Source organism: Patulibacter brassicae (assembly GCF_033949425.1).
Taxonomy (GTDB): domain Bacteria; phylum Actinomycetota; class Thermoleophilia; order Solirubrobacterales; family Solirubrobacteraceae; genus Patulibacter; species Patulibacter brassicae.
The window spans coordinates 443,807-470,079 of the sequence record NZ_JAXAVX010000002.1; the positions used below are offsets into that span (position 1 = coordinate 443,807).

The following is a 26,273-nucleotide window of genomic DNA, read 5'->3' on the forward strand; positions in this document are numbered from 1 at the left end:
CGCGCTCAGCTCGTCTGGACGATGAGCACCGCGCACGGCGCGTGGTGGCTGATCTTGTCCGGGACGGAGCCGAGGAGGAACCGCTTCGTCCCGGTCATGCCCTTGTTGCCGACGACGAGCAGGTCGCTGCCGCGCTGCTCGGCGGCCGACACGAGGGCCTCCGAGGGATCGCCGCCGCGCACGAGGCCGTTGACGGCCTGCAGACCGGCGTCGCGGGCCTCGGCGGTGGCGGGCTCCAGCAGCTGCTTGGCCGACTCCTCGCTCTGGTCGGTCCCGCGGACCGTGACGATGTCGAGCGCGGCGTCGCTGATCCGCGCCAGCTCGATCGCCTTGCGCACGGCCTGGGCGGCCGTCGCCGAGCCGTCGGTGCCCACCAGGATCTTCTCGTACATGCGTGTCGGTTCTCCGTCGTGCGGCGCGGCGCGCCGCCTGTCGCGGCCATCGTATTCGCTGGCCGGGCACCCGACCGGCAGCCTGGCGGGGTGCCACCCGGTCCAACGCCGGTGGTCGCCCATGGGCCGGGTGGAGGGTTGGACCCCGCGCCGATCGCGCCTATCGTCGGGGCCGTGCGCATCGGGATCCTCACCGCCGGCGGCGACTGCCCGGGGCTGAACGCCGTGATCCGGGCCGCGGGGCGCAAGCTCCTGCGGGAGGGACACGAGCCGGTCGGCCTGCTGCGGGGCTACCGGGGGCTGGCCCACCAGGACCACCGCCCGCTGGACCACGCCGCCCTGTCGGGCCTGCTGCCGCTCGGCGGCACGATCCTCTCGACGTCGAGCTACGACCCGTACCGCCACGACGACGGACCCGCCCGGATCGAGGCGGCGATGGCGCGCGGCGACGTCGACGCGGTGATCGCGATCGGCGGCGAGCACACGATGGACATCACGCGCCGGCTGCACGAGCGCCTGGCGCTGCCGGTCGTCGGCGTGCCGAAGACGATCGACAACGACATCGTCGGGACCGACCGGACGTTCGGCTTCGACACCGCCGTCCACGTCGCCGCGGAGGCGATCGACCGGCTGCACTCCACCGCGCAGTCCCACGACCGCGTGATGGTCGTCGAGGTCATGGGGCGCAACGCCGGCTGGATCGCGGTGACCGCCGCGATCGCCGGCGGCGCCGACGGCGTGCTCGTGCCCGAGGTCGAGACGCCGGTCGAGGAGATCGCGGCCACGATCCGCGGCCGTCACGACCGCGGCAAGGACTTCTCGATCATCGTCGTCTCGGAGGGCGCGCGGCTGTGCTTCGCCGACGGGCGCAGCGAGAAGATCGTCGCCAACGAGGAGACCGACGAGTACGGCTACGAGCGCCTCGGCGGGATCGGCGCGGCGCTCGCGGCCGAGCTCGAGCGCGAGACGGGCTACGAGACGCGCGTCGTCGTCCTCGGCCACATCCAGCGCGGGGGAACCCCGACGGCGAACGATCGCGTGCTGGCGACCCAGTACGGCGTCGCCGCCGCCGAGGCCGTCCTGGCGGGCGACCTGGGGAAGATGGTCGCCCTGCAGCGCGGCGAGATCACGACGATCCCGCTCTCGGACGTCGTCGGGGTGAAGGGCATCGACATGCGGCTGCTGGAGCTCGCGAAGGTCTTCTTCTGAGCGACGGGGTGCTCCGCGGCGTCCCCGGCCGGGCGCCCGCCGCCCCGTGCGCACCGCGGGCGCGGCCGGCGCCGACCGCCGCGGAGCGACCTGCGAGCATGCCGCGCGATGCGGATCGCGACCGTCGTCGGCAACCGGCCCCAGTTCGTCAAGGCGGCGGCGGTCTCCCGCCCGCTGCGCGCGCGGCACGACGAGCGGCTGATCCACACCGGGCAGCACCACGACGACGCCCTGTCGGCGGTGTTCTTCCGGGAGCTCGACCTGCCGGCGCCGGACGTCGAGCTCGCCCTCGGCGGGGGGACGAACCTCGCCCAGACGTCACGGATGATCGCCGAGCTCGAGCCGCTGCTCGCCGATCCGGCGCAGCGACCCGACGTCGTGCTCGTCTACGGCGACACGAACACGACCCTCGCCGGCGCGCTCGTGGCCGCCGACCTCGGCATCCCGATCGCGCACGTCGAGGCGGGGATGCGGTCGTTCGACCGCCGGATGCCGGAGGAGCGCAACCGCGTCGTGACCGACCACCTCGCGCAGCTGCTGCTCGTCCCGACGCCGACCGCGACGCGCAACCTCGAGCGCGAGGGCCTGGCCGACCTCGCCGTCGACGTCGGCGACGTCATGACCGACGTGACGCTCCACGTCCATCCCCGCGCCCGGGAGCGCGCCGCCGGGTGGCTCGCCGAGCGCGACCTCGTCCCCGGCGGCTTCCTGCTCGCGACCGCGCACCGCGCCGGCAACGTCGACGAGCCGGAGCGGCTCGCGGCCCTCGTGGACGTCCTGATCGCCGCCGCCGGGCCCGAGCGCCCGCTCGTCCTGCCGCTGCACCCCCGGACCGCGGCGCGCCTGCGGGAGCACGGCGAGGACGCCCGCCTGCGCGCGGCGCCCGGAGTCCGGCTCGTCGAGCCGGTCGGGCCGCTGGACTTCGCGACGCTGCTCGTCGCCGCCGACGGCGTGCTGACCGACTCCGGCGGCGTGCAGAAGGAGGCCTACCTCGCCGGCGTGCGCTGCGTGACGCTGCGCGACACGACGGAGTGGACCGAGACGGTCCAGGTCGGCTGGAACCGGCTCGTGGACCTCAACCCGCAGGCGGCGCTCGACGCGCTGGCCCAGCCCGTCCCGTCCGGCGAGCGGCCGCCGCTCTTCGGCGACGGGCGCGCGGGGGAGCGGGTCGTCGCCGCGCTCGAGCAGCGCTTCGCCGGCTGATCCGCGGCCCGCGACCGGGCGACGGCCGGCGACGCCGAGCGAGGCCGGCGACCGCGGCGACGGGCGCCGGCCCCGCCCGCGCCGTCGCGGGAGCTACCGTGCGGCGCGCGGTCAGGCCGCGGCGCCGCCGTAGGTCCCGATCGCCCAGCGGTTGCCGTCCGGGTCGGTCAGCGTGAAGTCCCGGGAGCCGTAGTCCTGCTCGGTGATGGCGCTCGGCGCGGCTCCGGCCGCCTGCGCGCGGGCGTGCGCGGCGTCGGCGTCCGGCACGACGACGTAGACGACGCTCGCGCCGGGCGGCGTGGCGGTGCCCTCCGGGCGGTCGCCGCACATGAGCGAGCTCTCGCCGATCCGGACCTCGGCGTGCGCGACGTGCCCGTCCTCCTCGTAGAGGGCGAGGGTCTCGGCGCCGAGCGCCGCCTCGAGCCAGGCGATCGACGCGCGGGCGTCCCGGAAGCGGATGGTGGGGAACAGCGTCTGGGCCATGCGCGCAACCTACGCAGCGCCGGCACCGGCGTCTTGCACTTCCGGGAACGGCGTCGGCCGCGACTGCGCCAGCAGCTCGGTGGGTCCCGCGGGCCGAGCCGCCTCCGCGCCGCCGCGCCCGTGGGAAGCGGCGGCGACGCGTCGTGATCAGCGGCTCACTTCGGCGACATGCGGATCGCGCCGTCGAGGCGGATCGTCTCGCCGTTCAGCAGCGGGTTCGTCGCGATGTGGGCGGCGAGGTCGGCGAACTCCGCCGGATCGCCGAGCCGCGGCGGGAACGGGACCTGCGCGCCGAGCGACGCCTTGGCGTCCTCGGGCAGCGCGGCGAGCAGCGGCGTGTCGAACAGGCCCGGGGCGATCGTCACGTTGCGGATGCCGTAGCGCGCGAGGTCGCGGGCGACCGGCAGGGTCGTGCCGACGATCGCGCCCTTCGAGGCGGAGTAGGCGACCTGGCCGATCTGGCCGTCGAACGCCGCCACCGAGGCGGTGTTCACGAGCACCCCGCGCTCGCCGTCGGCGTTCGGCTCGTTCTCGGCCATCGCCGCGGCCGACAGGCGCTGGGCGTTGAACGTGCCGAAGAGGTTGATCTCGATGACCTTCTGGAAGATCTCGAGCGGGTGCGGGCCCTTCTTGTGGTGGAAGATCTGCTGCGGCCAGCCGGTGCCCGCGCACGACACGGTCACCCGCAGCGGCCCGGCCGCGGCGGCGGCCTCGACGGCGGCGCCGACCGCCTCCTCGTCGGTGACGTCGGTCTTGACGAACGTCGCGCGCGAGCCGAGCTCGGCGACGAGCGCCTGCCCCTTCTCCTCCTGGACGTCGGCGATGGTCACGTGCGCGCCACCGGCGTGGAACCGCCGCGCGGTCGCCTCGCCGAGCCCCGACGCGCCGCCGGTGACCAGGACGCTGCTGCCTTCGATCTGAGCCATGCGCGCCACCCTACCTCGCGGGTTGGCCAGCCAGCCAAGAACCGGCGCCAGATGTTGTGGAAGCCCCTAGGTGGGGGCGCCGGGACCCCGGCGCGCGGCGTTCGCCCGTCGCTCAGCGAGCGTCGTTCCAGCGCAGGAGGACCGGCCGCCCCCGGTCGGTGCCGAGGACCGACAGCGCCGCGACGGCGAGCGGCAGGTGCTCGCCGAAGGTCGCCGGCTGGCCGAGCCAGCGAGCCGCGAGGATCCGGAGCAGGTGCCCGTGGGCGACGAGCAGGACGTCGCGGCCCGCCGGGTCGCCGACCCCGCGCAGGCCGCCGGCCTCGGCGGGGACGTCGGACACCGCCGGTCCGGGACGCGGACCGCCCGCCTCGCGCGCGGGTGGCGCCGGGGGCACCGGACCGGCGTCGCGCAGGGCGGCCGCGATCGCCCGGTCGGCGCGGTCCCCGACCTGCGCGATCGTCTCGGCGCCGGGCACCGGCGTCCGCCACGAGTCCCACGTCGGGTCCGCCTGCCGCAGCTCCGCGCGGGTTCGTCCCTCCGCGCTGCCGTAGTCGCGCTCGGCGAGGTCGTCGTCGAGCACGGGGGAGCGGTCGGGGAGCGCGAGCTCCAGCGTGCGCCGCGCCCGCTGCAGGGGCGAGCAGCGCACGGCCGCGAACGGGACGCCCGCGAGGCGCGGCGCCAGCGCCGCCGCCTGCTCCTCGCCGTGCGGGGTCAGCGGCAGGTCGGTGCGGCCGGTGTGCCGGCCGACCCGCGCCCACGCCGTCTCGCCGTGACGCACGAGCCACAGCCGCACGTCGGCGGGGCGCTCGCCGTCCGTCCGGTCCGGTCCGTCCGTCACGCTCCCGCCCCGCTCAGCCGCCCGCGAGACCCAGCTCGTCGGCCCGCCGCAGCGCGTCGGCGTCGGCGACGACGGTCAGGGTCTCGGGACGCAGGAGGCTGGCCGGCGCGGTCTGCCCGGGATCCCCGAGGGTCCGCGCGAGGGCGTCGGCCTTCCCCTCGCCGGTGACGAGCAGCACGACCGACCCGGCGGCCCGGAGCTCGGGCAGCGTGAGCGACACGCGCTCCGGCGGGGGCTTCGGCGCGTCGAGCACGGCGACGGTCCGTCCCTCGGCCTCCAGCGCGCCGTGCGCCGGGAAGAGCGACGCGGTGTGCCCGTCCTCGCCGAGGCCGAGCAGGACGACGTCGATCGGCTCGGGCCCGAGGTCGTGGGCGTAGGCGCGGGCGCGGTCGCCCGGGGAGCCGTTCTCCACGAGCGGCACGAGACGGAGGTCGCGCGCCGCCGGGCCGAGCGCGGCGCGGATCTCGCGTGCGTTGCTGTCGGGATGGTCCTGGGGCACGCAGCGCTCGTCGGCGAGCAGGACCGTGACCGCCGACCAGTCGCGGACCGCCGGGCCGAGCTGCGCGTAGGCGGCCAGCGGCGTGCGGCCGCCGGACAGGGCGACGCGGGCGACGCCGCGCTCGGCGAGCGACGCGGCGATCGCGTCGTGCAGGAGCGTCGCGGTGAGCGACGCCGCGGTCTCGGCGTCCGGGACGGCGAGGAGCCGGGCGCCGGAGGGCGTCGTGCGGGGAGCGGGGGTCGTCACGAGAGCGGCCGCAGCGCGCGGCGGTGGGGGGCACGACCGGCGGGCTGCGTCGGCACGAAGGTCGGATGCAGCTCGGCGAGGGGGCGCTCGACCGGCTCGCCGGCGACGAGCTCGATCGCCTCGTCCTCGTGGTGGATCGTGACGGGCCGCAGCGCCGCCTCGTCGCCGCCGTCCTCCAGCGCCGTGAGCGCGTAGGTCACCTTGCCGGGCTCGATCACCACCCGGATCCGCTGCCCGCAGTGCACGATCGGGAACTGGATCCGCGTCAGGGCGGCGGGGATCCGCGGGCGGAAGCGCAGCTCGCCGCCGTGGTCGCGGAAGCCGCCGAAGCCGAACATCACCGCGCCGAGCACCCCGCCGAGCGAGGCGATGTGCAGGCCCTCGGCGCCGTCGCCCTTCAGGTCGTGCAGGTCCGTGAACGCGCCCTCGGCGAGGTAGTCGTAGGCGAGGTCGACGTGCCCGACCTCCGCCGCGACGATCGCCTGCACGCACGCCGACAGCGACGAGTCGCGGACGGTCACGCCCTCGTAGTAGGCGAAGTTGCGCTCCTTCTCCTCCGCGGTGAACGCGTCGCCGCGGACGAAGAGCGCCATGACGAGGTCCGGCTGCTTGACGACCTGCTTGCGGTAGAGCTGCAGGTACGGGTAGTTCAGCAGCAGCGGGTAGTGCTCCGGCGGCGTGCCGTCGAAGTCCCAGCGCTCGTGGGTGAGGAAGTCCTGGTCCTGCGGGTGGATGCCGAGGCGCTCGTCGAAGGGCACGAACATCGTCGACGCGGCGACCCGCCAGCGGGCGATCTCGTCGTCGGTGACCCCGAGCGCGTGCGCGACGTCGTTGTCGCGCTCCGCGGCGTCGGCCGCCGCGTCGAGGTTCAGCTGCGCCATGAGGTTCGTGTAGACGTTGTTGTCCACGAGCGCCGTGTACTCGTCGGGCCCGGTGACGCCGTCGATCCGGAACGTCCCGTCGGGTCCGTGGTGGCCGAGGCTCTCCCACAGCCGCGCGGTCTCCACGAGGATCTCGAGGCCGTGGCTGCGGGCGAACCCGTCGTCGCCGGTGGCCGCGACGTAGCGGACGACCGCGTGCGCGATCGACGCGTTGACGTGGAACGCGGCGAGGCCGGCCGGCCAGTAGCCCGAGCACTCCTCGCCGTGGATCGTGCGCCACGGGAACGCCGCGCCGCGCAGCCCGAGCTGCTGGGCGCGCTCGCGGGCGAGCGGCAGCGTCCGCGAGCGCCACATGAGCTGGTCGCGGACGAGATCGGGCTTCGCGTAGGTCAGCGGCGGGAGCATGAAGCTCTCCGTGTCCCAGAACGCGTGCCCGTCGTAGCCCGAGCCGGTCAGCCCCTTCGCCCCGACGGCGCGCGTCTCGGCCCGGGCGCTGGCCTGCAGGAGCTGGAACTTCGCGAACCGGACCGCCTGCTGCAGCTCCGGGTCGCCGTCGAGCTGGAAGTCGGCGACGCGCCAGTAGCGGTCGAGGTACCGCCGCTGGGACTTCACCAGGCCGTCGAAGCCGGCGCCGATCGCGTTCTCGAGGCTCGCGTCGACCTGGTCGCGCAGCCAGTCCATCGACTGCCGGCCGGACCAGTGGTAGGCGAGGAACTTCACCATCCGCAGCGGCTTGCCGGGCTCCAGGAGCGTCGAGATCGTCACGCGGCCGAGGTCGTCGTCGACCTGCGTGAGCTCCTTCGGATCGCAGTGCGTGCGGTCCACGACGTGGTCCATGCCGGCGGCCAGCGCGAGCCCCGAGCGCCGGGTCCGGTGACCGAGCACGACGCGCAGGTCGTGCCCGGTGGACAGCTCGCTCTCGAGCACCTGCCCGAGCGCCGCGGCCTTCCGGGGGTCGGCGGACTCCGAGTCCTGCGGCTGGTTGGCGAGGAGGTTGGACTGCAGCGCGACGCGGCTGGGCTGCTCGAGCGCCTCGACCTCGTAGAGGATCGCCGCGACGCTGCGCTGCGTGAACGACACGAGCCGCTTCGTCGTGACGCGCACCGCCCGCCCCGCCTGCGAGCGCCAGACGACGTTGCGCTCGAGCACGCCGGTGCGGAAGTCGAGGAACCGGTCGTGCTGCTCGAGCCACCCGCGGTGGACGTCGAACGGCTCGTCCTCGACGAGCAGCCGGATGAGCTTGCCGTCCGTGACGTTGACGACGGACTGGCCGTCCTCGGCGAAGCCGAAGCCGCGCTCGCCGTAGGAGAGCGGGTAGGACTCGAAGAACCCGGAGAGGTACGTGCCCGACTGCGCGCGCGGCTCGCCCTCGTCGAAGTTGCCCCGCAGGCCGAGGTGCCCGTTGGAGAGCGCGAAGAGCGACTCGGAGACCGCGATCCGCCCGAGGTCCAGGCCCGTCTCGCGCAGGCCCCACGGCTCGATGTCGACGATCGGGCCCTGGGTCTGCGCCGCGTGCGTGGCAGGGGTGGTCTCATGCATCGGCAGGGCCTCCGGCGAGCGTCAGGTCGGTGAGGGCGGAGACGACGACGTCGGCGCCGCCGTCCAGCAGCGGCTGCGGGTCGTCGTGGCGGTCGACGCCGACGACGAGCCCGAAGCCGCCCTCGCGGCCGGCGGCGACGCCGGCGACGGCGTCCTCCAGCACGGCCGCGCGCGCGACCTCCGAGCCGACGTCGCCGGCGGCGGCGACGAAGCTGTCGGGGGCGGGCTTGCCGCGCAGGCCGCGCGGCTCCAGCGACGTCCCGTCGACGACGGCGTCGAAGAGGTCCAGGACGCCGGCGGCGCTCACGATCGCGCGCGCGTTCTTGCTCGAGGAGACGAGCGCCGTGCGGTAGCCGGCGTCCCGCGCCGCGCGCAGGAACGCCCCGGCGTCGGGGTAGAGCTCGACGCCGTCGCCGGCCAGGCGCGCCTGCAGCAGCTCGTTCTTGCGGTCGCCGAGCGCGACGACGTCCGGCTCCTCCAGCGTGATCCCGCGCGCGGCGAGGAACGTCCGGACGCCGTCGTAGCGGGGGCGGCCGTCGACGTAGCGGTGGTAGTCCTCGGGCAGCGCGAACGGGCGATGCGGGTCGGGGCCGTCGCCCGGACGATGCTCGGGACGGGACCCGGACACCTCCGGGTGTCCCGAGCCGGGACGATCCCGGTGGCTGGGGCCGTCGCCCGGACGATGCTCGGGACGGGACCCGGACAGGAACTCGTCGAACGTCTGCTTCCAGGCCGCGGCGTGGAGGCGCGCGGTGTCGGTCAGCACGCCGTCCATGTCGAAGAGCAGCGCGTCGATGCCGTGAGGGATCGCGGGCATCGTGGAATGGTAGGCGGCCGCCCCGGCGGGACGGGGGCGCTGGGCGGCGCCGTTCACGCGGGCTCCGTCAGCAGCCGCCGGGCGCCGGCGAGCGCGGCGCGGTAGCCGTCGTCGGGGACGAGCGTCCGGCGCAGGCCCGCCGACAGCACGCCGGCCTCGCCGCGCGAGGCGCCCATGATCGTCCAGCTGCGCTCCTGCTCGGCGTCGCCCGGCGCGGGCCGGTCGCGGCCGCGCAGCCCGCCCGGGTTGCGGTCGAGGGCGAAGCTCGCGCCGTCGGTGCCGCGCACCGTCGCCCCGGCGAGGCCGGTGACGCCCGCGTCGGCCTCGACCGGGCGCAGCGCCACGCGGCCGCCGCGCGCGTCGAGCGCGACGCCCGGCTCGGCGGCGGGGCGCCAGCCGAGCCGATCGGCGAGCCAGCCCAGCAGCAGCCAGGCGGCGGCCGCCGAGCCCGGCTGGTGGCGGACCTCGACCTCGCGCACGTCGTCGAGGCGGCCGCGGCGGTGCGGCTCGGCGAAGGCCGACGCGAGCCGCTGGCGCCACGGCAGGGTGCGCAGCCAGGACAGGTCGACGATCGAGACGTCGTGGCGCTCCTGCAGCGCGAGCGCCGCGTCGAGGCCCTCGGCCGGGTCGCCCGCGTCGGAGCTGTCGAGCATCACCGTCTGCGCGAGGGGCAGCAGCGCGTCGAGCGCCCCGTCGATCTGGTGCGGCGACCAGAGGAGCGTCGGCACGTCGGTCATCACCACGGGATCGACGATCGACTCGAGCCGGTCGAGGTGCCGGCGGCCGATGTCGAACGTCACGAGCTCGTGCATCGCGCTCGTGCCGTCGCCGGCGAGCGTGACGCGCGCCGCCAGCCGCGTGCGGCCGGGGTCCACGCGCAGGAGGATCGAGCGCGACGGCGCGTTGGCGCCGGTCGCCTCGAGCCGTCGGGCGATCTCGCCCGCGTACGCGGCCTCGACGACCGTGACGAGGTTCAGCGCACGGGCCGGCAGCGCCTGCTCGCGCCGCAGGAACCGCTCGCGCTCCAGCGCGCGCATCGCCTGCTCGACGCCGGCGGGATCGACGTCGTCCTGCTGCCAGACGGTGTGGTCGACGCTCGCCATCCTCGCGTCCTCAGATCGCGCGCCAGGCGTCGCCCGGCCGCAGGATCCGCGCCTGGCTGCGCGGTCCGTCGCTGCCGGAGGCGTACTCGTCGGGGGTGGCGTGGTCGGTGCCCCACGCGTCGAGGATCGGCTGGATCACCGACCACTGCGCCTCGACCTCGTCGGCGCGGGTGAACAGCAGCGCCTCGCCGCGCAGCGCGTCGGTGATGAGCCGCTCGTAGGCCTCGGGCGAGGTCGAGAGGAACGCCGTCCCGTACGAGAAGTCCATCGTCACCGGCCGCAGGTGCATCCCGCTCCCGGGGACCTTCGCGGCGAGCTTGATCGCGACGTGCTCGTCGGGCTGGAGGGTGAAGATGATCTGGTTGGGCTGCACCGCCCCGGCGCCCTCGAAGGCGAGGTGGGGGACGGGCTGCAGCGTCACGGCGACCTCGGTGAGCTTGCGCGAGAGCCGCTTGCCGGTGCGGATGTAGAACGGCACGCCCGCCCAGCGCCAGGTGTCGACGTGCAGGCGCAGCGCGGCGAACGTCTCGGTCCGCGACGTCTCGGGCACCCCGGGCTCGTCGCGGTAGGCGGGCACGACCTCGCCGCCGATCGAGCCCGCGCCGTAGCGGCCCCGCACGGCGTGCTCGGCCATCCGGTCCCGCGGGATCGGCTCCACGGCGCGCAGGACCTTCACCTTCTCCGTCCGGATGTCGTCGGCCGCGAACGCCGTCGGCGGCTCCATCGCGAGGATCGCCAGCACCTGCAGCAGGTGGTTCTGGACGAGGTCGCGCAGCGCGCCGGACCCGTCGTAGTACCCCGCACGGCCCTCGAGCCCGACGGCCTCGGCGGAGGTGATCTGGACCGACGCGACGTGCGTGCGGTTCCACAGCGGCTCGAAGAGGCCGTTGGCGAACCGCAGGGCGAGGAGGTTCTGGACGGTCTCCTTCCCGAGGTAGTGGTCGATCCGGAAGATCTGCTCCTCGTCGAGGACCTCGCGGATCCGCCGGTTCAGCTCGTGCGCCTCGTCCTGCGTCGTGCCGAACGGCTTCTCGATCACGACCCGCGTCGGCGCGTGCTCGGTGCGGGCCAGCCCGTGCTCCCCGAGCTGCTCGACGATCGGACCGAAGAACCGCGGGGCCGTCGACAGGTAGTGGACGCGGGCCAGCGGCTGCCCGACCTCCTCCTCCAGCTGCTCGATCCGGGCGCAGAGGGCGGTGTACGTCGTGCCGTCCTCGAAGCCGCCGTGGACGTAGTGCGCCCCGGCGACGAGCGCGCCGAGGACCTCGGGGTCGGGGGTGCGGCGGGAGAAGCGCCGGACCGCCTCCGCGAGCTGCTCCCGGAACGCGTCCTCGCCGAGGTCGGTGTGGGAGACGCCGATGAGCCGGAACCGCTCGGGCAGGTTGCCCTCGTGCGCGAGGTTGTAGAGCGCCGGGAGGAGCTTCCGTCGCGCGAGGTCGCCGACGCCGCCGAAGATGACGAGGACGGACGACGGCGGCGGCAGCTGATCCAGTCCGATGGCCAGCTGCTCGGGGTCCATCGGCTCGAAGACGGGCTCGCTCATCGGAGGGCGGGGTGCGGGTCGATCGGGCTCACGAGGCGCGCTTGACCGCGTGCCCGCCGAACTGGTTGCGCAGCGCCGCGAGCACGCGGCTGGCGTACTCGTCCTCGCCGCGCGAGCCGAACCGCGCGAAGAGCGCCGCGGTGATCGCGGGGACCGGGACGCTGTGGTCGATGGCGGCCTCGATCGTCCAGCGGCCCTCGCCGGAGTCGTCGACCCACGGCTCGAGGCCGGCCAGGTCGGTGCCCTCCTGCTCGAACGCGCGCGCGGCGAGCTCGTTGAGCCACGAGCGCACGACGGAGCCCTGCTCCCAGAGGTGCGCGACCGTCGCCAGGTCGAGATCGGGGTCGTTCTTGCGCAGGAGCGCGAAGCCCTCCGCGAACGCCTGCATGACGCCGTACTCGATCCCGTTGTGGACCATCTTCACGAAGTGGCCCGAGCCCGACGGTCCGACGTGCGACCAGCCGCGGTCGCCGAGCACGTGGCGCGAGGCCTCCGCGGTCTCGGGCGCGAGGTCGTCGAGGATCGGCGCGAGCCGGGCGACCGCCTCGTCGGGCCCGCCGACCATCATGCAGTAGCCCTTCTCCAGGCCCCAGACGCCGCCCGAGGTCCCGACGTCGAGGTAGTGCACCCCGCGCGCGCCGAGCGCCTCGGCGCGGGGCTCGTCGTCGGTCCAGCGGCTGTTGCCACCGTCGACGATCGCGTCCCCGGCGTCGAGGAGCTCGCCGAGGGCGGTGACCGTCGACGCGGTCGGCTCCCCGTGCGGGACCATGACCCAGACGTGGCGGGGGGCCTCCAGCAGCCCCGGCAGCTCCTCCAGGGCGGCGGCGGGGCGCGCCCCGGTCTCGGCCGCCAGCGCGGCGGTCAGCTCCTGGTCGCGGTCGTACGCGACGACGTCGTGCCCGGCCTCGCGCAGGCGGCGGACCATGTTGCCGCCCATCTTGCCCAGGCCGACGAAGGCGATCTGCATGTCAGCGGCGCTCCTCGATCGCGGTGATGAGGGCCTCGAGGCCCTCGGTCCAGTCGCTGCCGAGGTCCAGGCGCGCGACGGGGCGCCCGCGCGCGGCGAGCGTCCGCTCGTCGCCCGCGGCCTGGGCCAGGAGCAGCGTCGTGAAGTCGTACGGCGCGTCCGGGATCGGCCGGTGCGCGCGGGGGTCGTGCTGCAGGATGAGGAAGCGACCCTGGGCCGCCCCGCCCTTGTGCAGCTGCCCGGTGGAGTGCAGGTACCGCGGGCCGAACCCGATGGTGATCGCGGCGAGGTGGTCGCGCGCGAGGACCTTGCGCAGGCGCCCGAGCAGCTCCGCGGCCCCCTCGCTGGGCGGCAGGTACGCGAGCAGCCCGAGGTACTCCGGGGCCCGCAGCCCGTCGACGAGCCGCAGGACGGCGTCGGGCGTGGCCTCGGGGGCGGGGGGCAGCGGCGCGCCGTCGGCGACCTCCGCGAGGACGGCGCTCGTGGCGTCCTTCGCGGCCTGCACGTCGGGCTGGTCGAACGGGTTGACCCCGAGCCCCCAGCCGGCGACGGCGGTCGCGACCTCGCACGCCACGAACGCCGCGCCGAGGTCGCCCTCCCCGCCGACCGCGAGCTCGAGCACGGGCACGCCGTCCTCGCGCGCCTGGGCGAGCGCCGCCTCGAGCGCCGCGTCGGGCTCGGGCCCGCGCAGCGCGAGCACCTGCCGGTCGTCCGTGCAACGGACGCCGAAGCCGTCGGCGACCGGGTCGCTCATGACCGGCAGCAGCCCGCGCCCGCTCTTGCCCGTCGACTCGGCGACGAGCTGCTCGAGCCACGGGCCGAACCACTGCAGGCCGGGGTCCTCGACCCGCAGGACGAGCTTGTCGCGCCCCTGCTCGGCGAGGGCGGCGATCGCGACGCCCAGGCGCGCGGCGGCGTTCTCGTCGAGCGGCTGGCGGGCGGCCTCCAGCGCGGCCGTGGCGCCGTCGACGAGACCGGCCACGTCGGCGCCGCAGAGGGCGGCGGGCACCGTCCCGAAGGGCGAGAGGGCGCTGAAGCGGCCGCCGATCTCCGGGTCGCCGTGGAACGTCGCGCGGAACCCGTGCTCGGCCGCGATGCCCTCGAGCTGGGTCCCGGGATCGGTCACCGCGACGAACGCCGCGCCGTCGGGGTTGCGGTCCCAGAGGTGACGGAAGAGCGAGAGCGTCTCGACGGTCCCGCCGGACTTCGTCGAGACGAGCACGAGGGTGCGCCGCGGCTCGGTGGCGGCGTCCACCGTCGCGACGGCGTCCGGGTCGGTGGAGTCGATCATCCGCAGCCGCAGCCCCCCGGTCCGGCCGGACTGCAGGCGGTGGCGCCAGATGACCTCCGGCGCGAGCGACGAGCCGCCCATCCCGGCGAGGACGACGTCGGTGAAGCCCTCGGCCTCGACGGCGGCGGCGAGCTCCAAGAGCTCCGGCAGGAGGGCACGGGCGTCCGCCGGCGCGTCGAGCCAGCCGAGCCGGTCGGCCACCTCGGCCTGGCCGGCCGGGCCCCAGAGCGTGTCATCGCGCGCGTGGAGGCGCTCGACGACGCGCTCCTCCTCCGCGCGCCGGAGCAGCGCGTCGACCGCGCGTTCCTCCGCGTCGCTCAGGCGCCAGCGCAGGGACGGGGCGGGGGTGTTCGTCATCGGACCTCCGGGAGGCGGGCCAGCAGGGCAGCACCACGGACGCCCGCCTCGGGCCCGTGGTCGGCGACGCGGATCTCGGTCGTGGTGCCCAGGCCGGGCAGCAGCAGGCGACGCGCGGCGTCGCGCGCGGGGCCGACGAGCAGCTCGCCCGCGCGGGAGACGCCGCCGCTCACGACGACCGCCTCCGGCTCCAGCAGCGAGATGACCGCGGCGATGCCGACGCCGACGCGCTCGCCGAGCAGCGCCAGCAGGGCGGCGGCGCCGTCGTCGCCGCCGATCGCGGCGGCGGTGACCGCCGAGCCGTCGGCGAAGCCCCCGTCGCGGGCGAGCTCGTCGAGCGCCCGGCCGCTGGCCCAGCGCTCGAGCGAGGTCGGCAGCGGGGCCACCCCGCCGGGCGGCGCGCCCCCGGCCGGCGGCGCGGTGACGATGAGGTGGCCGAGCTCGGCCGCGGAGGTGCGGTGACCGTGCAGCGGACGGCCCTCGAGCACGATCCCGCTCCCGATCCCGGTCCCGACCGTGATCCCCACGAGCGATCGGTGCCGGAGGCGCAGCTCCGGGTCCCAGGCCTCCGCGAGCGCGGCGAGGTTCGCGTCGTTGTCGACCTGCACCGGGACGCCGAGCGCCGCCGTGAGCTCCTGGCGCAGCGCGACGTCGCGGAACGCGGTGAGGTTCACCGAGCTCTCCACGCGGCCGTCGCTGATCCGCACGACGGAGGGCACGCCGACGCCGACGCCGGCGACCGGCCCCAGCGCCTGCACCATCCGCGTGATCTGCGCGAGCAGCGCCGCGGGCTCCGTCGCGGTCGGCTCGACCCGGGCGGGGCGCAGCACGACGCCGTCGAGCAGCGCGACGGCGATCTTCGTGCCCCCGACGTCGACGCCGGCGGTGCGGATCGTGGGATCCATCTGCCGCGAGATTCGCACATCCCGGCCGCGCGCTCGGCGCCAGGCGGTGAAGGCCGGGGCCGGGGGACTGTCCGGCTGGAGCAGGCGGTTCGACGCGGTCCGCAGCGGGTACATGGCCGAGACCGTGGCCACGAGCGAGACGACGACGGACGGGAACGCGGACGCGACGGCGCGGCCGGGCCCGACGGTGCTCCTGACCGGCGCGACCGGGGCGATCGGCGGCCGCCTGCTGCCGGCGCTGCTGGACGACGGCGACGTGGGACCGATCCGCGCCCTCGTCCGCGATCCGGATCGCGCCGACCTGCCCGAGTCGGTGCGCACGCACCGCGGCGACCTGTTCGCCGGCGAGGGCCTCGACGCGGCGCTCGAGGGCGTCGACGTCGCGTACTACCTCGTCCATGCGATGGGACGCGGCAACGACGGCGACTTCGCCGAGCTGGACCGGCGCGGCGCGCGGGCGTTCGGCGAGGCGGCCGAGCGGGCCGGCGTGCGGCGCGTGATCTACCTCGGCGGGCTGGGCGGGGCGGGGGAGGAGCGCTCGCACCACCTGCGCAGCCGTCGCGAGGTGGCCGAGATCCTCTCCGCGCACGCCCCGGAGCCGGTCCACGCGCGGGCCGCGATGGTCATCGCCTCGGACAGCCAGTCGTTCGTCATCCTGCGCAACCTCGTGCGACGGCTGCCCGTGATGGTCATGCCGCGCTGGGTGACGACCCGCAGCCAGCCGATCGCCCAGCGCGACGTCACGGCCGCGCTGCGGGCGCTCGCCACCCGCGACGAGGTGCCCGCCGAGGTCCAGCTCGGCGGAGCGGACGCGCTCACGTACCGCGAGATGCTCGATACGACCGCGACGCTGCTCGAGCGGCGCGGGGTGCCGAAGCTCCCGGTCCCGATCTCGGCGATCGGCCTCTCGTCGCTGTGGGTGAGCATGTTCGGCGGCGTCGAGCACGACCTCGTCCGCCCGCTGATCGAGGGGCTGCAGGTCGAGATGGTCGTGACCGAGCCGCCGCCGCCCGGTATCAACGACGCGCCCCTCGGCTTCGCCGACGCCGTCCGCGAGGCCCTCGACGGCGCGTGAGCGCCGCGCGGGCGTGGCGGGCGGCCGCGCCGCGCGCCGGGGCGGGACCGGGTTCGGGTTGAATGCAGGCGATGCCGGCCGTCGCGCTCCCGCTGCTGGTGCTCCTCGCGATCGTCGCGGTCGCCGCCGCGACCGGTCGATGGCGCGCGCGGCGCGTTGCCCGGGAGACCGGCGTGCGGATCGGCCGGGTCGTCGACCACACCGGGATCGACGCGTCGACGGGCTCGGTCTACTCGATCCAGACGGCGACGATCACGACGCCGACCTCCTCGCTCGACGCGATCTGGACGCCGCCGCACCTCGAGCGCCTCGCGCGCTCGTACTGGAGCTACATGGAGCGGTTCTCCCTCGGGATCGTCCGCGTCCACTACGACGAGCGAGGACGCTACGTCTGCTTCCTGTCGCGCCGCATCGTGCTGCTCGGCTTCAGCGAGCCGGAGTACGAGTTCACCGCGACGCTCGGTCTCGTGCGCTGGCCGATCACCCGCGGGCTGCTCATCTCGCGGCGCGGGCGCAGCCGCGGGTTCCTCGAGATCGAGGTCCACCGGCGCGACGGCGTCGAGCCGCCGGGGTCCGGCCGTCGGGGCACGGGGTCCGCCGACCCCTACAGCCAGGTCTACGTCGAGCTCGAGGTGAGCCAGTTCTACCCGGCGATGTCGTCGGGCTTCGCCTACTGGGTCTACAAGCAGACGCAGTCGCGCTACCACGTGCTGCTGGCCTACGGGTTCATCCGGTCGCTCGCCCAGGGCGAGGACCTGCCGCGCTCGGTCATCGGGCGCCTCGGCTGAGCGCGGCGCCCGACGGGCCGGGGCTCAGGAGATCGCGAAGCCCGGGCCCGCGCCCGGCATCGAGGAGAGCTTCTCCGGGCGGTGCTGCGCGTGGACGCGACGGATGGTGTCCGACCCCGCGCGCATGACGACCGACTCGGTCGTCGCACCGCCGGCCGAGCGGCGACGCACGCCCTGCAGGAGCTCCCCGTCGGTGACCCCCGTAGCCGAGAAGAGGCACTGGTCGGCCTTGACGAGGTCGTTCTGGTCGAGCTGGCGCTCGAGGTCGTACCCCGCGTCGAGCGCGGCCTGCCGCTCGGCGTCGTCGCGCGGCCAGAGCCGGCCGACGAGGCGACCGGAGATGCACTTGATCGCGGCGGCCGAGATGACGCCCTCCGGCGTGCCGCCGACGCCCCAGAGGAAGTCGACCGCGGAGTCGCTCATGACGGCCAGCAGCGAGCCGGCGACGTCGCCGTCGCTGATGAGGCGCACCTTCGCGCCGGCGGCGCGGACCGCCTCGATCTGCTCCTGGTGGCGCGGGCGATCGAGGGTGATCATGAGGACCTCGCTGATGTCCTTGCCGCGGCGCTCGGCGATGAGGCCGGCGGTCTCGGTCAGCGGGCGGTCGAGGTCCAGCAGGTCGGCGACGTCGCGGCCGCCGGCGAGCTTCTCCATGTAGACGCAGGGGCCCGGATCGAACATCGAGCCGCGCGGCGCGATCGCGATCACGGAGAGCGCGTTCGGCTGGCCCTTCGCGGTGAGCGTGGTGCCCTCGAGCGGGTCGACCGCGATGTCGACCTGCGGACCCTCGCCGTTGCCGACGTGCTCGCCGTTGTAGAGCATCGGCGCCTCGTCCTTCTCGCCCTCGCCGATGACGACGACGCCGTCCATCGCGACGGTGTCCAGGACGTACCGCATCCCGTCGACGGCGGCCTGATCGGCGGCGTTCTTGTCGCCCCGGCCCGCGAGCCGCGAGGCCGCCAGGGCGGCGGCCTCGGTCGTGCGGACGAGCTCCATGGCGAGGGTGCGGTCGGGCGTGGTGGTCATCGGCCTTCGGGGTCGTCGGGTCCGCCGCGCCCCGAGCCGGAGGGACCTGCTCGGCGGGCGGCGGGCGGTTCGGTGGCGGGGACCCTATCCGGGGACGTCCCCGCCGCGCGGTGGCGTCGCGGCGCTCGGGGCAGCGCGGATCGCGGCCGGGACCGGCGCGCGGCCCGCGCGGCGTGACGGGCGCGGGAGCGATCCGCGGCGCGCCCGCGCCTAGCGGGAGCGGGGGAGGTCGTCCCGCACGATGTAGCTCACGCGGTCCACGCCGCTGACGTCGACCGCGTCGGCCACGTTCTTCGTCAGGTCGAAGTCGGCCTTGTTCGCGAACGGCCCGCGATCGATGACCGGCACGACGACGCTGCGGCCGCCGCGACGGATCTCGACCTGGGTGCCGCACGGCAGGGTCCGGTGGGCGACGCCCTCGGTCCGCTTCGTCAGCGTCTGGCCGCAGGCGGTGCGCCGGCCGTAGAAGCCGGGGCCGTACCACGTGGCCTTCGTCTTGGCGAGCACGGCGACGCGCGCGGTCGTCGCGCTGCCCGCGGTGCGCGCGGTCGCGCCGCCGGCGGGGGCGCCCCCGGCGGGGACGCTGCCGTCGGCGTTCAGCAGGACGACGCGCAGCTGGTGGTAGCGCGCGGCGCGCGTCCGCCAGCGGGCGACGAAGCGGCCGTTGCTGCGCACGCGGGCCGTCGTGGCGCGGCGCCAGCCGCCCCGGGCGTCCTGGCGCTGGATCTGGACCCGCCGGTTCGCGAGCGCGGCCTCGAACTGCCCGACGACGAGGACCGGGGTCCCGACGGTCGTCGAGGGCGCGGCGCTCCAGGTGCCGAGGCCCGGCGCCTGGACGGTCGTGCCCGAGGTCGTGTCGGCGGGCGACGGGCCCGTGGCGGTCGGGGCGGGGGCGGCCTCGGTCGTGGCCGGTGCCTCGGCGGTCGCCGGAGCGGTGCTGGGGGCGGCCTGGGTGGAGAGGCCCCCACCCGACGCGGCGCTCGCGGTCGCGGCTGGGCTCAGCGCGGCGAGGGCGACGACGGCGATGATCGCTGCGCGAGGACGCGCAGGGGTGCGGTAGGTCACGTGGTCCCGTTGGTCTCGTTCCGTGCCTACGGGGTGAGCTGTCGGGCTCGCGCTGAACGAGTGCGCTACGGGTCGGTCGACCCGATTCGCCCCAGCGACCGCGCCTGAGCGCGCTCGCAGTGGTTCCCCCGCCCCCCGACGATCCGGTCGTCGGGAGCTCGGCGGCGGGGATTATGGCACATCGATCGCGAGCGCCGGTCCCGGAGGCGAACGCACGTTCGCCTCGGGTGCTGGGATCCCCGGTGCCCAGGGGGATCTCGCGCGGGTCCGCGGCGCTCGACGGGCCGGCGCGCCGGCGCTCCCGGGGGGGTCAGCGGGGCGTGATGCGGCGCAGGACGCCCCGCACGACCGACTCGCCGACGCTCGCGACGCCGGCGACGACGGAGACGAGATCGCCGACCGCGCGCTCGGCCGGCGGCCGGCGCTCCTCCGGCGTCGCCCACCCGTGGCGGGGGACCGCGCCCGACGGACGCGTGCTCGTCCCGGTCGCCGCGCCGGCCGCCGTCGTCCCGGGCGTCGTCGCGCCGGCGGCGCCCTTCGGCGTGGCCCGGCGCGTCGCGGCCGCGGTGGTGCCGCCGGCCTTCGCGGTCGTCGCGCCGCGGGCCTTCGACGTCGTGCGGCTGCCCGCCTTCGCCGTCGTCGCGGTGGTGCTGCGGGCCTTCGCCCTCGCGCCGCGGGCCTTCGCCGCGCCGGTGGTCGCGGCCTGCGCCCTCCCGGTCCCGGCGGCCTTCGTCCCGCTGCCCCCGGGCTTCGTCCCGGAGGCCGCGCCGGCCGTCGTGCGCCGCGCGCTGCGACGCACCGGGCGGCTCGCGGGGAGCTTGCCGAGGACGCCGTCCTCGTCGGGGCGCTCCGGGCCGTCGGGGGAAGCGGTGCCGCGCGGGGTCATCGTGTGCGAATCGTCTCGCATCTCACGGACGAGTGCACCTTTTCGCCGGTTCGGGTGTACCTGCTCTCAGACCGGTGCTCCGCGTGCGAGCGGCCGCTGTTGCGGCCTCGATCGCGCGGGTATCACCTGGTACACTTGGGGACCGCTGTCGGTAGCTTGGACCTCTTCGGCCCGCACCTTCCGCTCAGACCGACGCGCACGCCTCTACTGCTTTGCCACCGCCTCCGCCGTTCCCGGCGGAGCGACAGAGACGCCTCCTTATATGTCTGCAGTTGAACTTCAGGAACTCGAAGAGGTCAAGACGCTGGTCCATCGCGGCCAGACGCTCGGAGTGCTCACGCACGCGGAGGTGCAGAAGGCCATCTCCGAGCTCGACTTCGACGAGTCCGACGTCGAGGAGCTGAACGCCTACCTCGAGAAGAGCGAGATCGAGCTCGTCGACGAGATCGATCCCGCGCACGCCGCCACCCAGGTCGAGCGCGCCCCGGACAAGCGCTCGCGCAAGAAGCGCGCGCCCACGCCGCTGGATCTCCGTCCCGACATGACGACGGACAGCCTCCAGCTGTTCCTCAAGGACATCGGCAAGGTGCGCCTGCTCACCGCGGCCGAGGAGGTGGACCTCGCCAAGCGCATCGAGCGCGGCGACCTCGACGCGAAGCAGAAGATGGTCGAGTCGAACCTGCGGCTCGTCGTCTCGATCGCGAAGAACTACCGCAACCAGGGCCTGCCCTTCCTCGACCTGATCCAGGAGGGGACGCTGGGCCTCGTCCGCGCGGCCGAGAAGTTCGACTACCGCAAGGGCTTCAAGTTCTCCACGTACGCCACGTGGTGGATCCGGCAGGCGATCGCCCGCGCCCTGGCCGACAAGGCCCGGACGATCCGCATCCCGGTCCACGTCGTCGAGAAGCTGAACAAGATCGGCCGCGCCGAGCGCAAGCTCGTCACGGAGCTCGGTCGCGAGCCCACCCCGGAGGAGATCGCCGAGGTCACCGGCATCGACCCCGAGGAGGTCGAGTCGATCAAGCGCTCCGCGCAGGCGCCGGTCTCGCTCGAGAAGCCGGTCGGCGACGAGGAGGAGTCCGAGTTCGGCCAGTTCATCGCCGACGAGCGCGCCGAGTCGCCCTACGAGCGGGCTGCCGAGATCCTCACGAAGGAGCACCTCCGCGAGGCCCTCGAGAACCTCAGCTACCGCGAGCGCCGCGTGCTCGAGCTGCGGTACGGGCTGGGGGGCGAGAAGCCGTGCACCCTCGACGAGGTCGGCCACCGCTTCAACGTCACGCGCGAGCGGATCCGGCAGATCGAGAACCAGTCGCTGAAGAAGCTCCAGAGCCTCGCCGAGGCCCAGAAGCTGCGCGACGTCGCCTAGCGCGACAGCGCGAGAACCGTGCGAAGGGCGCCCTCCGGGGCGCCCTTCGGCGTTCTCACCATCCTCTCGGCGGGTACTTAGAGAGCCTTGACCCGTCGCTGAAAGGGTCGAGGTCGCTCCGCGGCGGCCGCCTGGTCGGACGCCCGAACGCCCGGCTCCCTCCGCCGCATGCCCGCTGCTCGCACCTCCTCGTCCCCGCGCGCCACGCCGTCCTCCGACGTCCGGTGGGGCGCGCTGGACGGCCTTCGGGGCGTGGCGGCGATCGGCGTCGTGCTCGTGCACGTGTGGATGTTCGTGCGCGGCGACACGCCCGCCCCGCGCGGCACGCTCGACGACGTCATCAGCCAGCTGCGGCTCGGCATGCCGATGTTCTTCGTCCTCTCGGGCTTCCTCATCTTCCGGCCGTTCGCCGCGGCGCTCATCGACGGCCGTCCGCTGCCGCAGCTCGGGCGCTACGCCCTGCGCCGCGGGGCGCGCGTGCTGCCCGCGTACTGGCTGGCGATCGCGGCCACCGCCCTGCTGCTCCTGCACCTCGACCACCCGATGGCGGTCGCGACGTCGGAGCTGCCGCGGTACTTCGCCTTCCTCCAGAACTACTCCGAGGCGACCGCCGGTCGGCTCAACCCGCCGAGCTGGACGATCGCCGTCGAGGCGAGCTTCTACGTCGCGGTCCCGGTCCTCGGGCTGCTCGCGGCGCGGCTCGTGCGCCGCTGCTCGACCCCGGGCGGCCGGCGCGCGGTCCTCGCCGCGGCCTGCGTGGCCCTCGCGGTGGCCGGCAGCGCCTGGCTCGGCTGGGCGACGCTCACGGGCGCGGGGAAGACGTGGAGCGACACGCTGCCCGGCCGGATGGGCTCCTTCGGCGCCGGCATGGCCGTCGCGGTGCTCGTCCACGGGCGCCGGCTCTCGCCGCGCGGCGCGGGGGCGCTCGCGCTCGCCGGGGTGGCGCTCGTGGTCGCCGAGGCCGTGGTGCACGGGGCGATGCTCGGGCCGCGAGAGCTGCGCCAGGCCACGCTCGACAGCGTCGCGAGCACCGGCTTCGGCCTCCTCATCGCGGCGATCGCGCTCGGGCGCGTGCACGGCACCGGGATCCTCGCCCGCGGGCCGCTGCAGTGGACCGGGACCGTCTCCTACGGCCTGTACCTCGCGCACTTCCCCGTGATCTTCGCGCTCCGCGGCTTCGACCGCTGGCCCGAGCAGCTGCTGCCGGCGTTCGCCCTGACGCTCGGGTGCTCGATGGCGATCGCGACGGCGAGCTGGTGGCTCATCGAGAAGCCGGCGATCGCGTGGGCGCACCGCCGCACCCCCTCGCGCGGGCGGGGTCGGCGTCCGGCGCTGGCCGGCGCGGGCGCCGGCGACTGACGCCCCGCGGGCTCCACCGATCGTCCAGTCCGGCGCGGCCGCGCTGGCGGGCGGCCGATGACCGGTCGATCCGACGGCCATGCCGGTCGATCTGCGCACCTGCCTCGCGGCCCTCGTCTCCCAGGACGGCTCGGACCTGCACATCAAGGCCGGGCGCCCGCCGCTGGGCCGGATCGACGGCGTCCTGCGGCCGCTCCTGCCCGACGCCGAGCCGATGAGCGCGGCCGAGACGGAGGCGATGGCCCAGGCCATGCTGCCCGACGACGAGGCGCGCGCCCGGTTCGCCGAGGAGCACGAGATCGACCTCGCGCACACCGAGCCCGGGATCGCCCGCCTGCGCGTCAACGCGTTCCGCCAGCGCGGCAGCGTCGCGATCGTCTGTCGCGTCGTGCCCGACGCGCCGCGCAGCCTGGAGGAGCTCGGCATGCCCCCGGTGATCGGGGAGCTCGCCGACGAGGAGCGGGGGCTGGTCCTCGTCACGGGCATCACGGGATCGGGCAAGTCCACGACGCTCGCCGGGATGGTCGACCGGATCAACCGCAGCCGCGACTGCCACGTGGTGACGATCGAGGATCCGATCGAGATGCTGCACCAGGACCGGCGCGCGTCGATCAACCAGCGCGAGGTGGGCCACGACACCGGGAGCTTCGCCCAGGCGCTGCGGCGCGTGCTGCGCCAGGACCCCGACGTCATCCTCATCGGCGAGCTGCGCGACGAGGAGACCGTGCACGCGGCGCTCTCGGCGGCGGAGACGGGCCACCTCGTCCTCTCCACCGTCCACACGCTCGACGCGACGGGCGCCGTCGATCGCCTCGTCGGCTTCTTCCCGCCCCACCAGCACCAGCAGATCCGGGAGGCGCTGGCGCTGACGCTCCAGGGCGTCGTCAGCCAGCGGCTCGTGCCGCTCGCCGCCGGCAAGGGGCGCGCCGCGGTCTGCGAGGTCCTGCGCGCGACGGGGCTCGTGAAGGACATCGTCCGCGACCCGGCGCGGCTCGGCGAGCTCGAGCAGGTGATCGCCGACGGCGCCCACTACGGCATGCAGACCTTCGACCAGGCGCTCTGCCGGATGGTGCTCGACGGGACCGTCGCGCGCGAGGACGCGATGCGCGCGGCCGCCCGCCCGCACGACCTGGAGCTGCTCCTGCGCGCCGACGGCCGGATGGGCACCTCGATGGACGACGTCGCCGACCAGCAGCGCCGGTCGGCCGCGGCGGCCGCCGGCGGCCTCGACGAGCAGCCGGCCGTGCTGCCGGCGGTCTGAGCGGCACGCCACGCGCAGTTCCCTGCTGAGGCCAACGCTTCATTCGGTAAAGTCTTGGCATGGCGGTCGATCCCACCTGCCCGGTCTGCCGGACCGCGGACATCGTCTGCGGCAAGTGGACCCTGCTGCTCGTGCGGGATCTCGCCGAGGGCAACACGCGGTTCGGCGAGCTCGAGCGCTCGCTGACGGGCATCAGCCCCCGCACGCTCTCCCTGCGGCTGCGCGCGCTCGAGGAGGAGGGCATCGTGGAGCGCCGCACGTACCCCGAGGTCCCGCCGCGCGTCGAGTACGCGCTGACGGAGAAGGGGCGCGCGCTGCTGCCGATCATCGAGGGCATGCGCGCCTACGGGCAGCGGTGGCTGGGCCTCGAGGACTGCGCGTCGGACCCGGTCGCGGCGACCGCGGCGTCCGTCGCCTGATCGGTCCGCCGTCCGCGGCGGGCGCGCGGTTGCACCGGTTGTTCGTCCGCCGTCGCACCGGAACTCTCCGGGGTCTGCCCGGTTGGGACCCACGATGGTGCACGACGGCTCCTCCACCGATCGCTCGCGACGCGGCCACGCCGTGGCGCCCCGCGGTGCCCGCGGCCTGACGCGGCGCCGCGTCCTGGGCGCCGGCGCGGCGGCCGGCGGCGCCCTGTGGCTCGGCGTCGCTCCGGCCGTGGCCGGCGCCGCCCGCGGGACCGACGGCACGCGCCGGGTCCGCGTCCCGCGCGCCCGGCTGCGGCCCGGGCGCGTCGTCGAGCTGCGGCCCGGCGCGTTCGAGCTCGTCGGCGGGTCGGTGGCCGCGCTCGCCGGCAGCGGGATCGAGGCCCGGGCACGGCGCCGCGGCGGGCGCTGGACGCCGTGGACGACGCTCGCGGGTGGTGCCGACCACGCGCCCGATGGGCGGCGCGCCACGATGGGCGACCCGCTCTGGGTCGGCGACAGCGATCTGCTGCAGCTGCGGGCGCGGCGCCTGCCCGCGCGCGACCTCGACCTCGCGCTCGTGGGGCTCGACGCGCGGGAGCGGCGGCGGACCAGGACGGCGAGCGCGCGGGCCGCCGCCTCCCGGGCCGCGCGACCACGCGCGACGGCGACGGGACGGGCCGCGATGCCCGCGATCATCCCGCGCTCGGCGTGGGCCAGCGGCGTCGCGACGAAGGGCAGCCCGACCACGGGGCAGGTGCAGCTCGCCTTCGTGCACCACACGGTCAACGGCAACGACTACCAGCCCGAGGACAGCGCCGGCATCGTCCGCGCGATCGCGAAGTACCACATCGGCTCCAACGGGTGGAACGACATCGGCTACAACTTCCTCGTCGATCGGTTCGGCCAGATCTTCGAGGGGCGCGCCGGCGGGGTCGCGGAGCCGATCGTGGGGGCGCAGGCCGTCGGGTGGAACAGCGTCTCCACCGGGATCGCGATCATCGGGACGTTCGAGCAGACCGCGCCGCCCGAGGCCGCGCTGAACGCCGTCGCCGCGCTCATCCGCTGGAAGCTCCCGCTGCACGGCGCGCCCACCGCCGGGACCGTCTCGCTGGTCTCCTCCGGCGGCGCGGGCAACCGCTGGCCACGCGGGCGCGAGGTCGCCTTCAACCGCGTCAGCGGCCACCGCGACGGCTGCTCGACCGACTGCCCGGGGACGAGCCTCTACGGGCTGCTCCCGGCGCTGCGCGCGAAGGTCGGCGACGCCGTCGTCGCGCCGACGCGCCAGCTGACGCTCTCCGGCCCGGAGTCGGTCGTCGCCTACGGCAAGACGCTGACGGCGTCCGGACGGCTGACGATCGGCGGCGCGGGCATCGCCGGCGAGCCGGTCGTGCTGGAGAAGCGCAGCCCGAGCGGCGGCTGGGTCCCGCTGGGGACGGCGACGACCGACGGCGCGGGCCGCTGGCGGCTCGGCACGAGCTGGCGGCGCTCCGCCGACCTGCGGGCCCGCGCGGGCGACACCGTCTCCGACGTCATCACGCCGCCGATCGTCCCGTCCCTCTCGCTCCGCTCGCCGGCCTCGCGCGTGCGCAAGGGGCGCACGCTGCGCGTCAGCGGGCGCGTGCGCGGCAGCGACCGCGTGCGGATCATGCTGCGGCGACGGTACGCCGGCGGCCGCTACAAGCTCGTCGGCGAGCGGACGATCACGCTCGACGGCTCGCGCTTCGCGACGCGGATCCCCGTCCGCCGGACCGGCCTGCATCGCGTGACCCTCCAGGCCACGAGCGGCGGGCGGCGCTACGACTCGGCGGCCCGCTACACGCGGGCGATCGGCTGACGCGCGG

The 26,273-nt window shown here is 75.5% G+C and carries 24 protein-coding genes and 1 riboswitch; of the genes, 9 read left to right on the plus strand and 15 right to left on the minus strand.

Annotation, left to right across the window (positions count from 1 at the left end; all coding sequences use genetic code 11):
• Positions 1 to 5: 5 nt before the first annotated feature.
• Entirely contained in the window at positions 6 to 392 is a 387-nt protein-coding gene (locus tag SK069_RS07135; RefSeq protein ID WP_319953506.1) for a universal stress protein, read from the minus strand.
• A gap of 174 nt (positions 393 to 566) precedes the next feature.
• Between SK069_RS07135 and SK069_RS07140 the strand changes: the two genes are divergently transcribed.
• Together SK069_RS07140 and wecB are read left to right on the plus strand one after the other, a co-directional pair.
• Positions 567 to 1,601 carry a 6-phosphofructokinase gene (locus tag SK069_RS07140; protein WP_319953507.1) on the plus strand — a complete coding sequence of 345 codons (1,035 nt, stop codon included), beginning with the start codon at positions 567 to 569 and terminating at the stop codon, positions 1,599 to 1,601.
• A 108-nt stretch (positions 1,602 to 1,709) separates the two neighbouring features.
• Complete coding sequence (gene wecB, locus SK069_RS07145) at positions 1,710 to 2,804, plus strand: non-hydrolyzing UDP-N-acetylglucosamine 2-epimerase (RefSeq protein ID WP_319953508.1); 1,095 nt, start codon at positions 1,710 to 1,712, stop codon at positions 2,802 to 2,804.
• A 111-nt stretch (positions 2,805 to 2,915) separates the two neighbouring features.
• Here the strand turns inward: wecB and SK069_RS07150 are convergent, their stop codons facing one another.
• From SK069_RS07150 to SK069_RS07200, 11 genes are all read right to left on the minus strand, one after another.
• Positions 2,916 to 3,287, minus strand: a complete 372-nt coding sequence (locus SK069_RS07150; protein ID WP_319953509.1) for a VOC family protein — start codon at positions 3,285 to 3,287, stop codon at positions 2,916 to 2,918.
• A gap of 155 nt (positions 3,288 to 3,442) precedes the next feature.
• Positions 3,443 to 4,213 carry a 3-hydroxyacyl-CoA dehydrogenase gene (locus SK069_RS07155; RefSeq protein ID WP_319953510.1) on the minus strand — a complete coding sequence of 257 codons (771 nt, stop codon included), beginning with the start codon at positions 4,211 to 4,213 and terminating at the stop codon, positions 3,443 to 3,445.
• A 112-nt stretch (positions 4,214 to 4,325) separates the two neighbouring features.
• Positions 4,326 to 5,051, minus strand: coding sequence for a histidine phosphatase family protein (locus SK069_RS07160; protein ID WP_319953511.1), 726 nt, complete (start codon positions 5,049 to 5,051; stop codon positions 4,326 to 4,328).
• 13 nt (positions 5,052 to 5,064) lie between these two features.
• Complete coding sequence (gene pgl, locus SK069_RS07165; protein WP_319953512.1) at positions 5,065 to 5,796, minus strand: 6-phosphogluconolactonase; 732 nt, start codon at positions 5,794 to 5,796, stop codon at positions 5,065 to 5,067.
• Complete coding sequence (locus SK069_RS07170; RefSeq protein ID WP_319953513.1) at positions 5,793 to 8,216, minus strand: glycoside hydrolase family 65 protein; 2,424 nt, start codon at positions 8,214 to 8,216, stop codon at positions 5,793 to 5,795. The genes pgl and SK069_RS07170 overlap by 4 nt, the downstream gene beginning before the upstream one ends.
• Positions 8,209 to 9,033: an HAD family hydrolase gene (locus SK069_RS07175; RefSeq protein WP_319953514.1), complete on the minus strand. Its 825-nt coding sequence runs from the start codon at positions 9,031 to 9,033 to the stop codon at positions 8,209 to 8,211. Before SK069_RS07175 ends, SK069_RS07170 begins: the two co-directional genes overlap by 8 nt.
• A 53-nt stretch (positions 9,034 to 9,086) precedes the next feature.
• Positions 9,087 to 10,136, minus strand: coding sequence for a glucose-6-phosphate dehydrogenase assembly protein OpcA (locus tag SK069_RS07180; protein WP_319953515.1), 1,050 nt, complete (start codon positions 10,134 to 10,136; stop codon positions 9,087 to 9,089).
• Positions 10,137 to 10,146: 10 nt separating this feature from the next.
• On the minus strand, positions 10,147 to 11,679 hold the full coding sequence (zwf, locus tag SK069_RS07185) for a glucose-6-phosphate dehydrogenase (RefSeq protein WP_319953516.1): 1,533 nt from the start codon (positions 11,677 to 11,679) through the stop codon (positions 10,147 to 10,149).
• A 28-nt stretch (positions 11,680 to 11,707) separates the two neighbouring features.
• Positions 11,708 to 12,646: a phosphogluconate dehydrogenase (NAD(+)-dependent, decarboxylating) gene (gnd, locus tag SK069_RS07190; RefSeq protein WP_319953517.1), complete on the minus strand. Its 939-nt coding sequence runs from the start codon at positions 12,644 to 12,646 to the stop codon at positions 11,708 to 11,710.
• A 1-nt stretch (position 12,647) separates the two neighbouring features.
• On the minus strand, positions 12,648 to 14,294 hold the full coding sequence (locus SK069_RS07195; RefSeq protein WP_319953518.1) for a hypothetical protein: 1,647 nt from the start codon (positions 14,292 to 14,294) through the stop codon (positions 12,648 to 12,650).
• Positions 14,291 to 15,199: an ROK family protein gene (locus SK069_RS07200; RefSeq protein WP_319953519.1), complete on the minus strand. Its 909-nt coding sequence runs from the start codon at positions 15,197 to 15,199 to the stop codon at positions 14,291 to 14,293. Before SK069_RS07200 ends, SK069_RS07195 begins: the two co-directional genes overlap by 4 nt.
• A 112-nt stretch (positions 15,200 to 15,311) precedes the next feature.
• Between SK069_RS07200 and SK069_RS07205 the strand changes: the two genes are divergently transcribed.
• Positions 15,312 to 16,274 carry an NAD(P)H-binding protein gene (locus tag SK069_RS07205; RefSeq protein ID WP_319953520.1) on the plus strand — a complete coding sequence of 321 codons (963 nt, stop codon included), beginning with the start codon at positions 15,312 to 15,314 and terminating at the stop codon, positions 16,272 to 16,274.
• Between the two features lie 71 nt (positions 16,275 to 16,345).
• Entirely contained in the window at positions 16,346 to 17,062 is a 717-nt protein-coding gene (locus tag SK069_RS07210) for a hypothetical protein (RefSeq protein ID WP_319953521.1), read from the plus strand.
• A gap of 24 nt (positions 17,063 to 17,086) precedes the next feature.
• Here the strand turns inward: SK069_RS07210 and glpX are convergent, their stop codons facing one another.
• From glpX to SK069_RS07225, 3 genes are all read right to left on the minus strand, one after another.
• Entirely contained in the window at positions 17,087 to 18,088 is a 1,002-nt protein-coding gene (gene glpX, locus SK069_RS07215; protein ID WP_319953522.1) for a class II fructose-bisphosphatase, read from the minus strand.
• A gap of 210 nt (positions 18,089 to 18,298) precedes the next feature.
• Positions 18,299 to 19,153, minus strand: coding sequence for a septal ring lytic transglycosylase RlpA family protein (locus tag SK069_RS07220; protein WP_319953523.1), 855 nt, complete (start codon positions 19,151 to 19,153; stop codon positions 18,299 to 18,301).
• Positions 19,154 to 19,162: 9 nt separating this feature from the next.
• Positions 19,163 to 19,327, minus strand: a riboswitch (cyclic di-AMP (ydaO/yuaA leader).
• Positions 19,328 to 19,463: 136 nt separating this feature from the next.
• On the minus strand, positions 19,464 to 20,060 hold the full coding sequence (locus tag SK069_RS07225; RefSeq protein ID WP_319953524.1) for a hypothetical protein: 597 nt from the start codon (positions 20,058 to 20,060) through the stop codon (positions 19,464 to 19,466).
• A gap of 241 nt (positions 20,061 to 20,301) precedes the next feature.
• Here SK069_RS07225 and SK069_RS07230 point away from each other — a divergent pair, with 241 nt between their 5' ends.
• From SK069_RS07230 to SK069_RS07250, 5 genes are all read left to right on the plus strand, one after another.
• Positions 20,302 to 21,405: a sigma-70 family RNA polymerase sigma factor gene (locus tag SK069_RS07230; RefSeq protein ID WP_319953525.1), complete on the plus strand. Its 1,104-nt coding sequence runs from the start codon at positions 20,302 to 20,304 to the stop codon at positions 21,403 to 21,405.
• Positions 21,406 to 21,573: 168 nt separating this feature from the next.
• Complete coding sequence (locus SK069_RS07235) at positions 21,574 to 22,764, plus strand: acyltransferase family protein (protein WP_319953526.1); 1,191 nt, start codon at positions 21,574 to 21,576, stop codon at positions 22,762 to 22,764.
• Between the two features lie 79 nt (positions 22,765 to 22,843).
• Entirely contained in the window at positions 22,844 to 24,025 is a 1,182-nt protein-coding gene (locus tag SK069_RS07240) for a type IV pilus twitching motility protein PilT (protein WP_319953527.1), read from the plus strand.
• Between the two features lie 59 nt (positions 24,026 to 24,084).
• Complete coding sequence (locus SK069_RS07245) at positions 24,085 to 24,444, plus strand: winged helix-turn-helix transcriptional regulator (protein ID WP_319953528.1); 360 nt, start codon at positions 24,085 to 24,087, stop codon at positions 24,442 to 24,444.
• A 142-nt stretch (positions 24,445 to 24,586) separates the two neighbouring features.
• A complete protein-coding gene (locus SK069_RS07250) occupies positions 24,587 to 26,266 on the plus strand; it encodes a peptidoglycan recognition protein family protein (protein ID WP_319953529.1) in 1,680 nt (559 codons plus the stop codon).
• Positions 26,267 to 26,273 lie beyond the last annotated feature (7 nt).

Excerpts from the sequence above, each read along its gene's own strand:
- SK069_RS07135 (WP_319953506.1), bottom strand. The coding sequence starts at position 392 with ATGTACGAGAAGATCCTGGTGGGCACCGACGGCTCGGCGACGGCCGCC.
- wecB (WP_319953508.1), top strand. The coding sequence starts at position 1,710 with ATGCGGATCGCGACCGTCGTCGGCAACCGGCCCCAGTTCGTCAAGGCG.
- SK069_RS07150 (WP_319953509.1), bottom strand. The coding sequence starts at position 3,287 with ATGGCCCAGACGCTGTTCCCCACCATCCGCTTCCGGGACGCCCGCGCG.
- SK069_RS07155 (WP_319953510.1), bottom strand. The coding sequence starts at position 4,213 with ATGGCTCAGATCGAAGGCAGCAGCGTCCTGGTCACCGGCGGCGCGTCG.
- SK069_RS07170 (WP_319953513.1), bottom strand. The coding sequence starts at position 8,216 with ATGCATGAGACCACCCCTGCCACGCACGCGGCGCAGACCCAGGGCCCG.
- SK069_RS07175 (WP_319953514.1), bottom strand. The coding sequence starts at position 9,033 with ATGCCCGCGATCCCTCACGGCATCGACGCGCTGCTCTTCGACATGGAC.
- SK069_RS07180 (WP_319953515.1), bottom strand. The coding sequence starts at position 10,136 with ATGGCGAGCGTCGACCACACCGTCTGGCAGCAGGACGACGTCGATCCC.
- zwf (WP_319953516.1), bottom strand. The coding sequence starts at position 11,679 with ATGAGCGAGCCCGTCTTCGAGCCGATGGACCCCGAGCAGCTGGCCATC.
- gnd (WP_319953517.1), bottom strand. The coding sequence starts at position 12,646 with ATGCAGATCGCCTTCGTCGGCCTGGGCAAGATGGGCGGCAACATGGTC.
- SK069_RS07195 (WP_319953518.1), bottom strand. The coding sequence starts at position 14,294 with ATGACGAACACCCCCGCCCCGTCCCTGCGCTGGCGCCTGAGCGACGCG.
- SK069_RS07200 (WP_319953519.1), bottom strand. The coding sequence starts at position 15,199 with ATGGATCCCACGATCCGCACCGCCGGCGTCGACGTCGGGGGCACGAAG.
- SK069_RS07205 (WP_319953520.1), top strand. The coding sequence starts at position 15,312 with ATGGCCGAGACCGTGGCCACGAGCGAGACGACGACGGACGGGAACGCG.
- SK069_RS07210 (WP_319953521.1), top strand. The coding sequence starts at position 16,346 with ATGCCGGCCGTCGCGCTCCCGCTGCTGGTGCTCCTCGCGATCGTCGCG.
- glpX (WP_319953522.1), bottom strand. The coding sequence starts at position 18,088 with ATGACCACCACGCCCGACCGCACCCTCGCCATGGAGCTCGTCCGCACG.
- SK069_RS07225 (WP_319953524.1), bottom strand. The coding sequence starts at position 20,060 with ATGCGAGACGATTCGCACACGATGACCCCGCGCGGCACCGCTTCCCCC.
- SK069_RS07230 (WP_319953525.1), top strand. The coding sequence starts at position 20,302 with ATGTCTGCAGTTGAACTTCAGGAACTCGAAGAGGTCAAGACGCTGGTC.
- SK069_RS07235 (WP_319953526.1), top strand. The coding sequence starts at position 21,574 with ATGCCCGCTGCTCGCACCTCCTCGTCCCCGCGCGCCACGCCGTCCTCC.
- SK069_RS07240 (WP_319953527.1), top strand. The coding sequence starts at position 22,844 with ATGCCGGTCGATCTGCGCACCTGCCTCGCGGCCCTCGTCTCCCAGGAC.
- SK069_RS07245 (WP_319953528.1), top strand. The coding sequence starts at position 24,085 with ATGGCGGTCGATCCCACCTGCCCGGTCTGCCGGACCGCGGACATCGTC.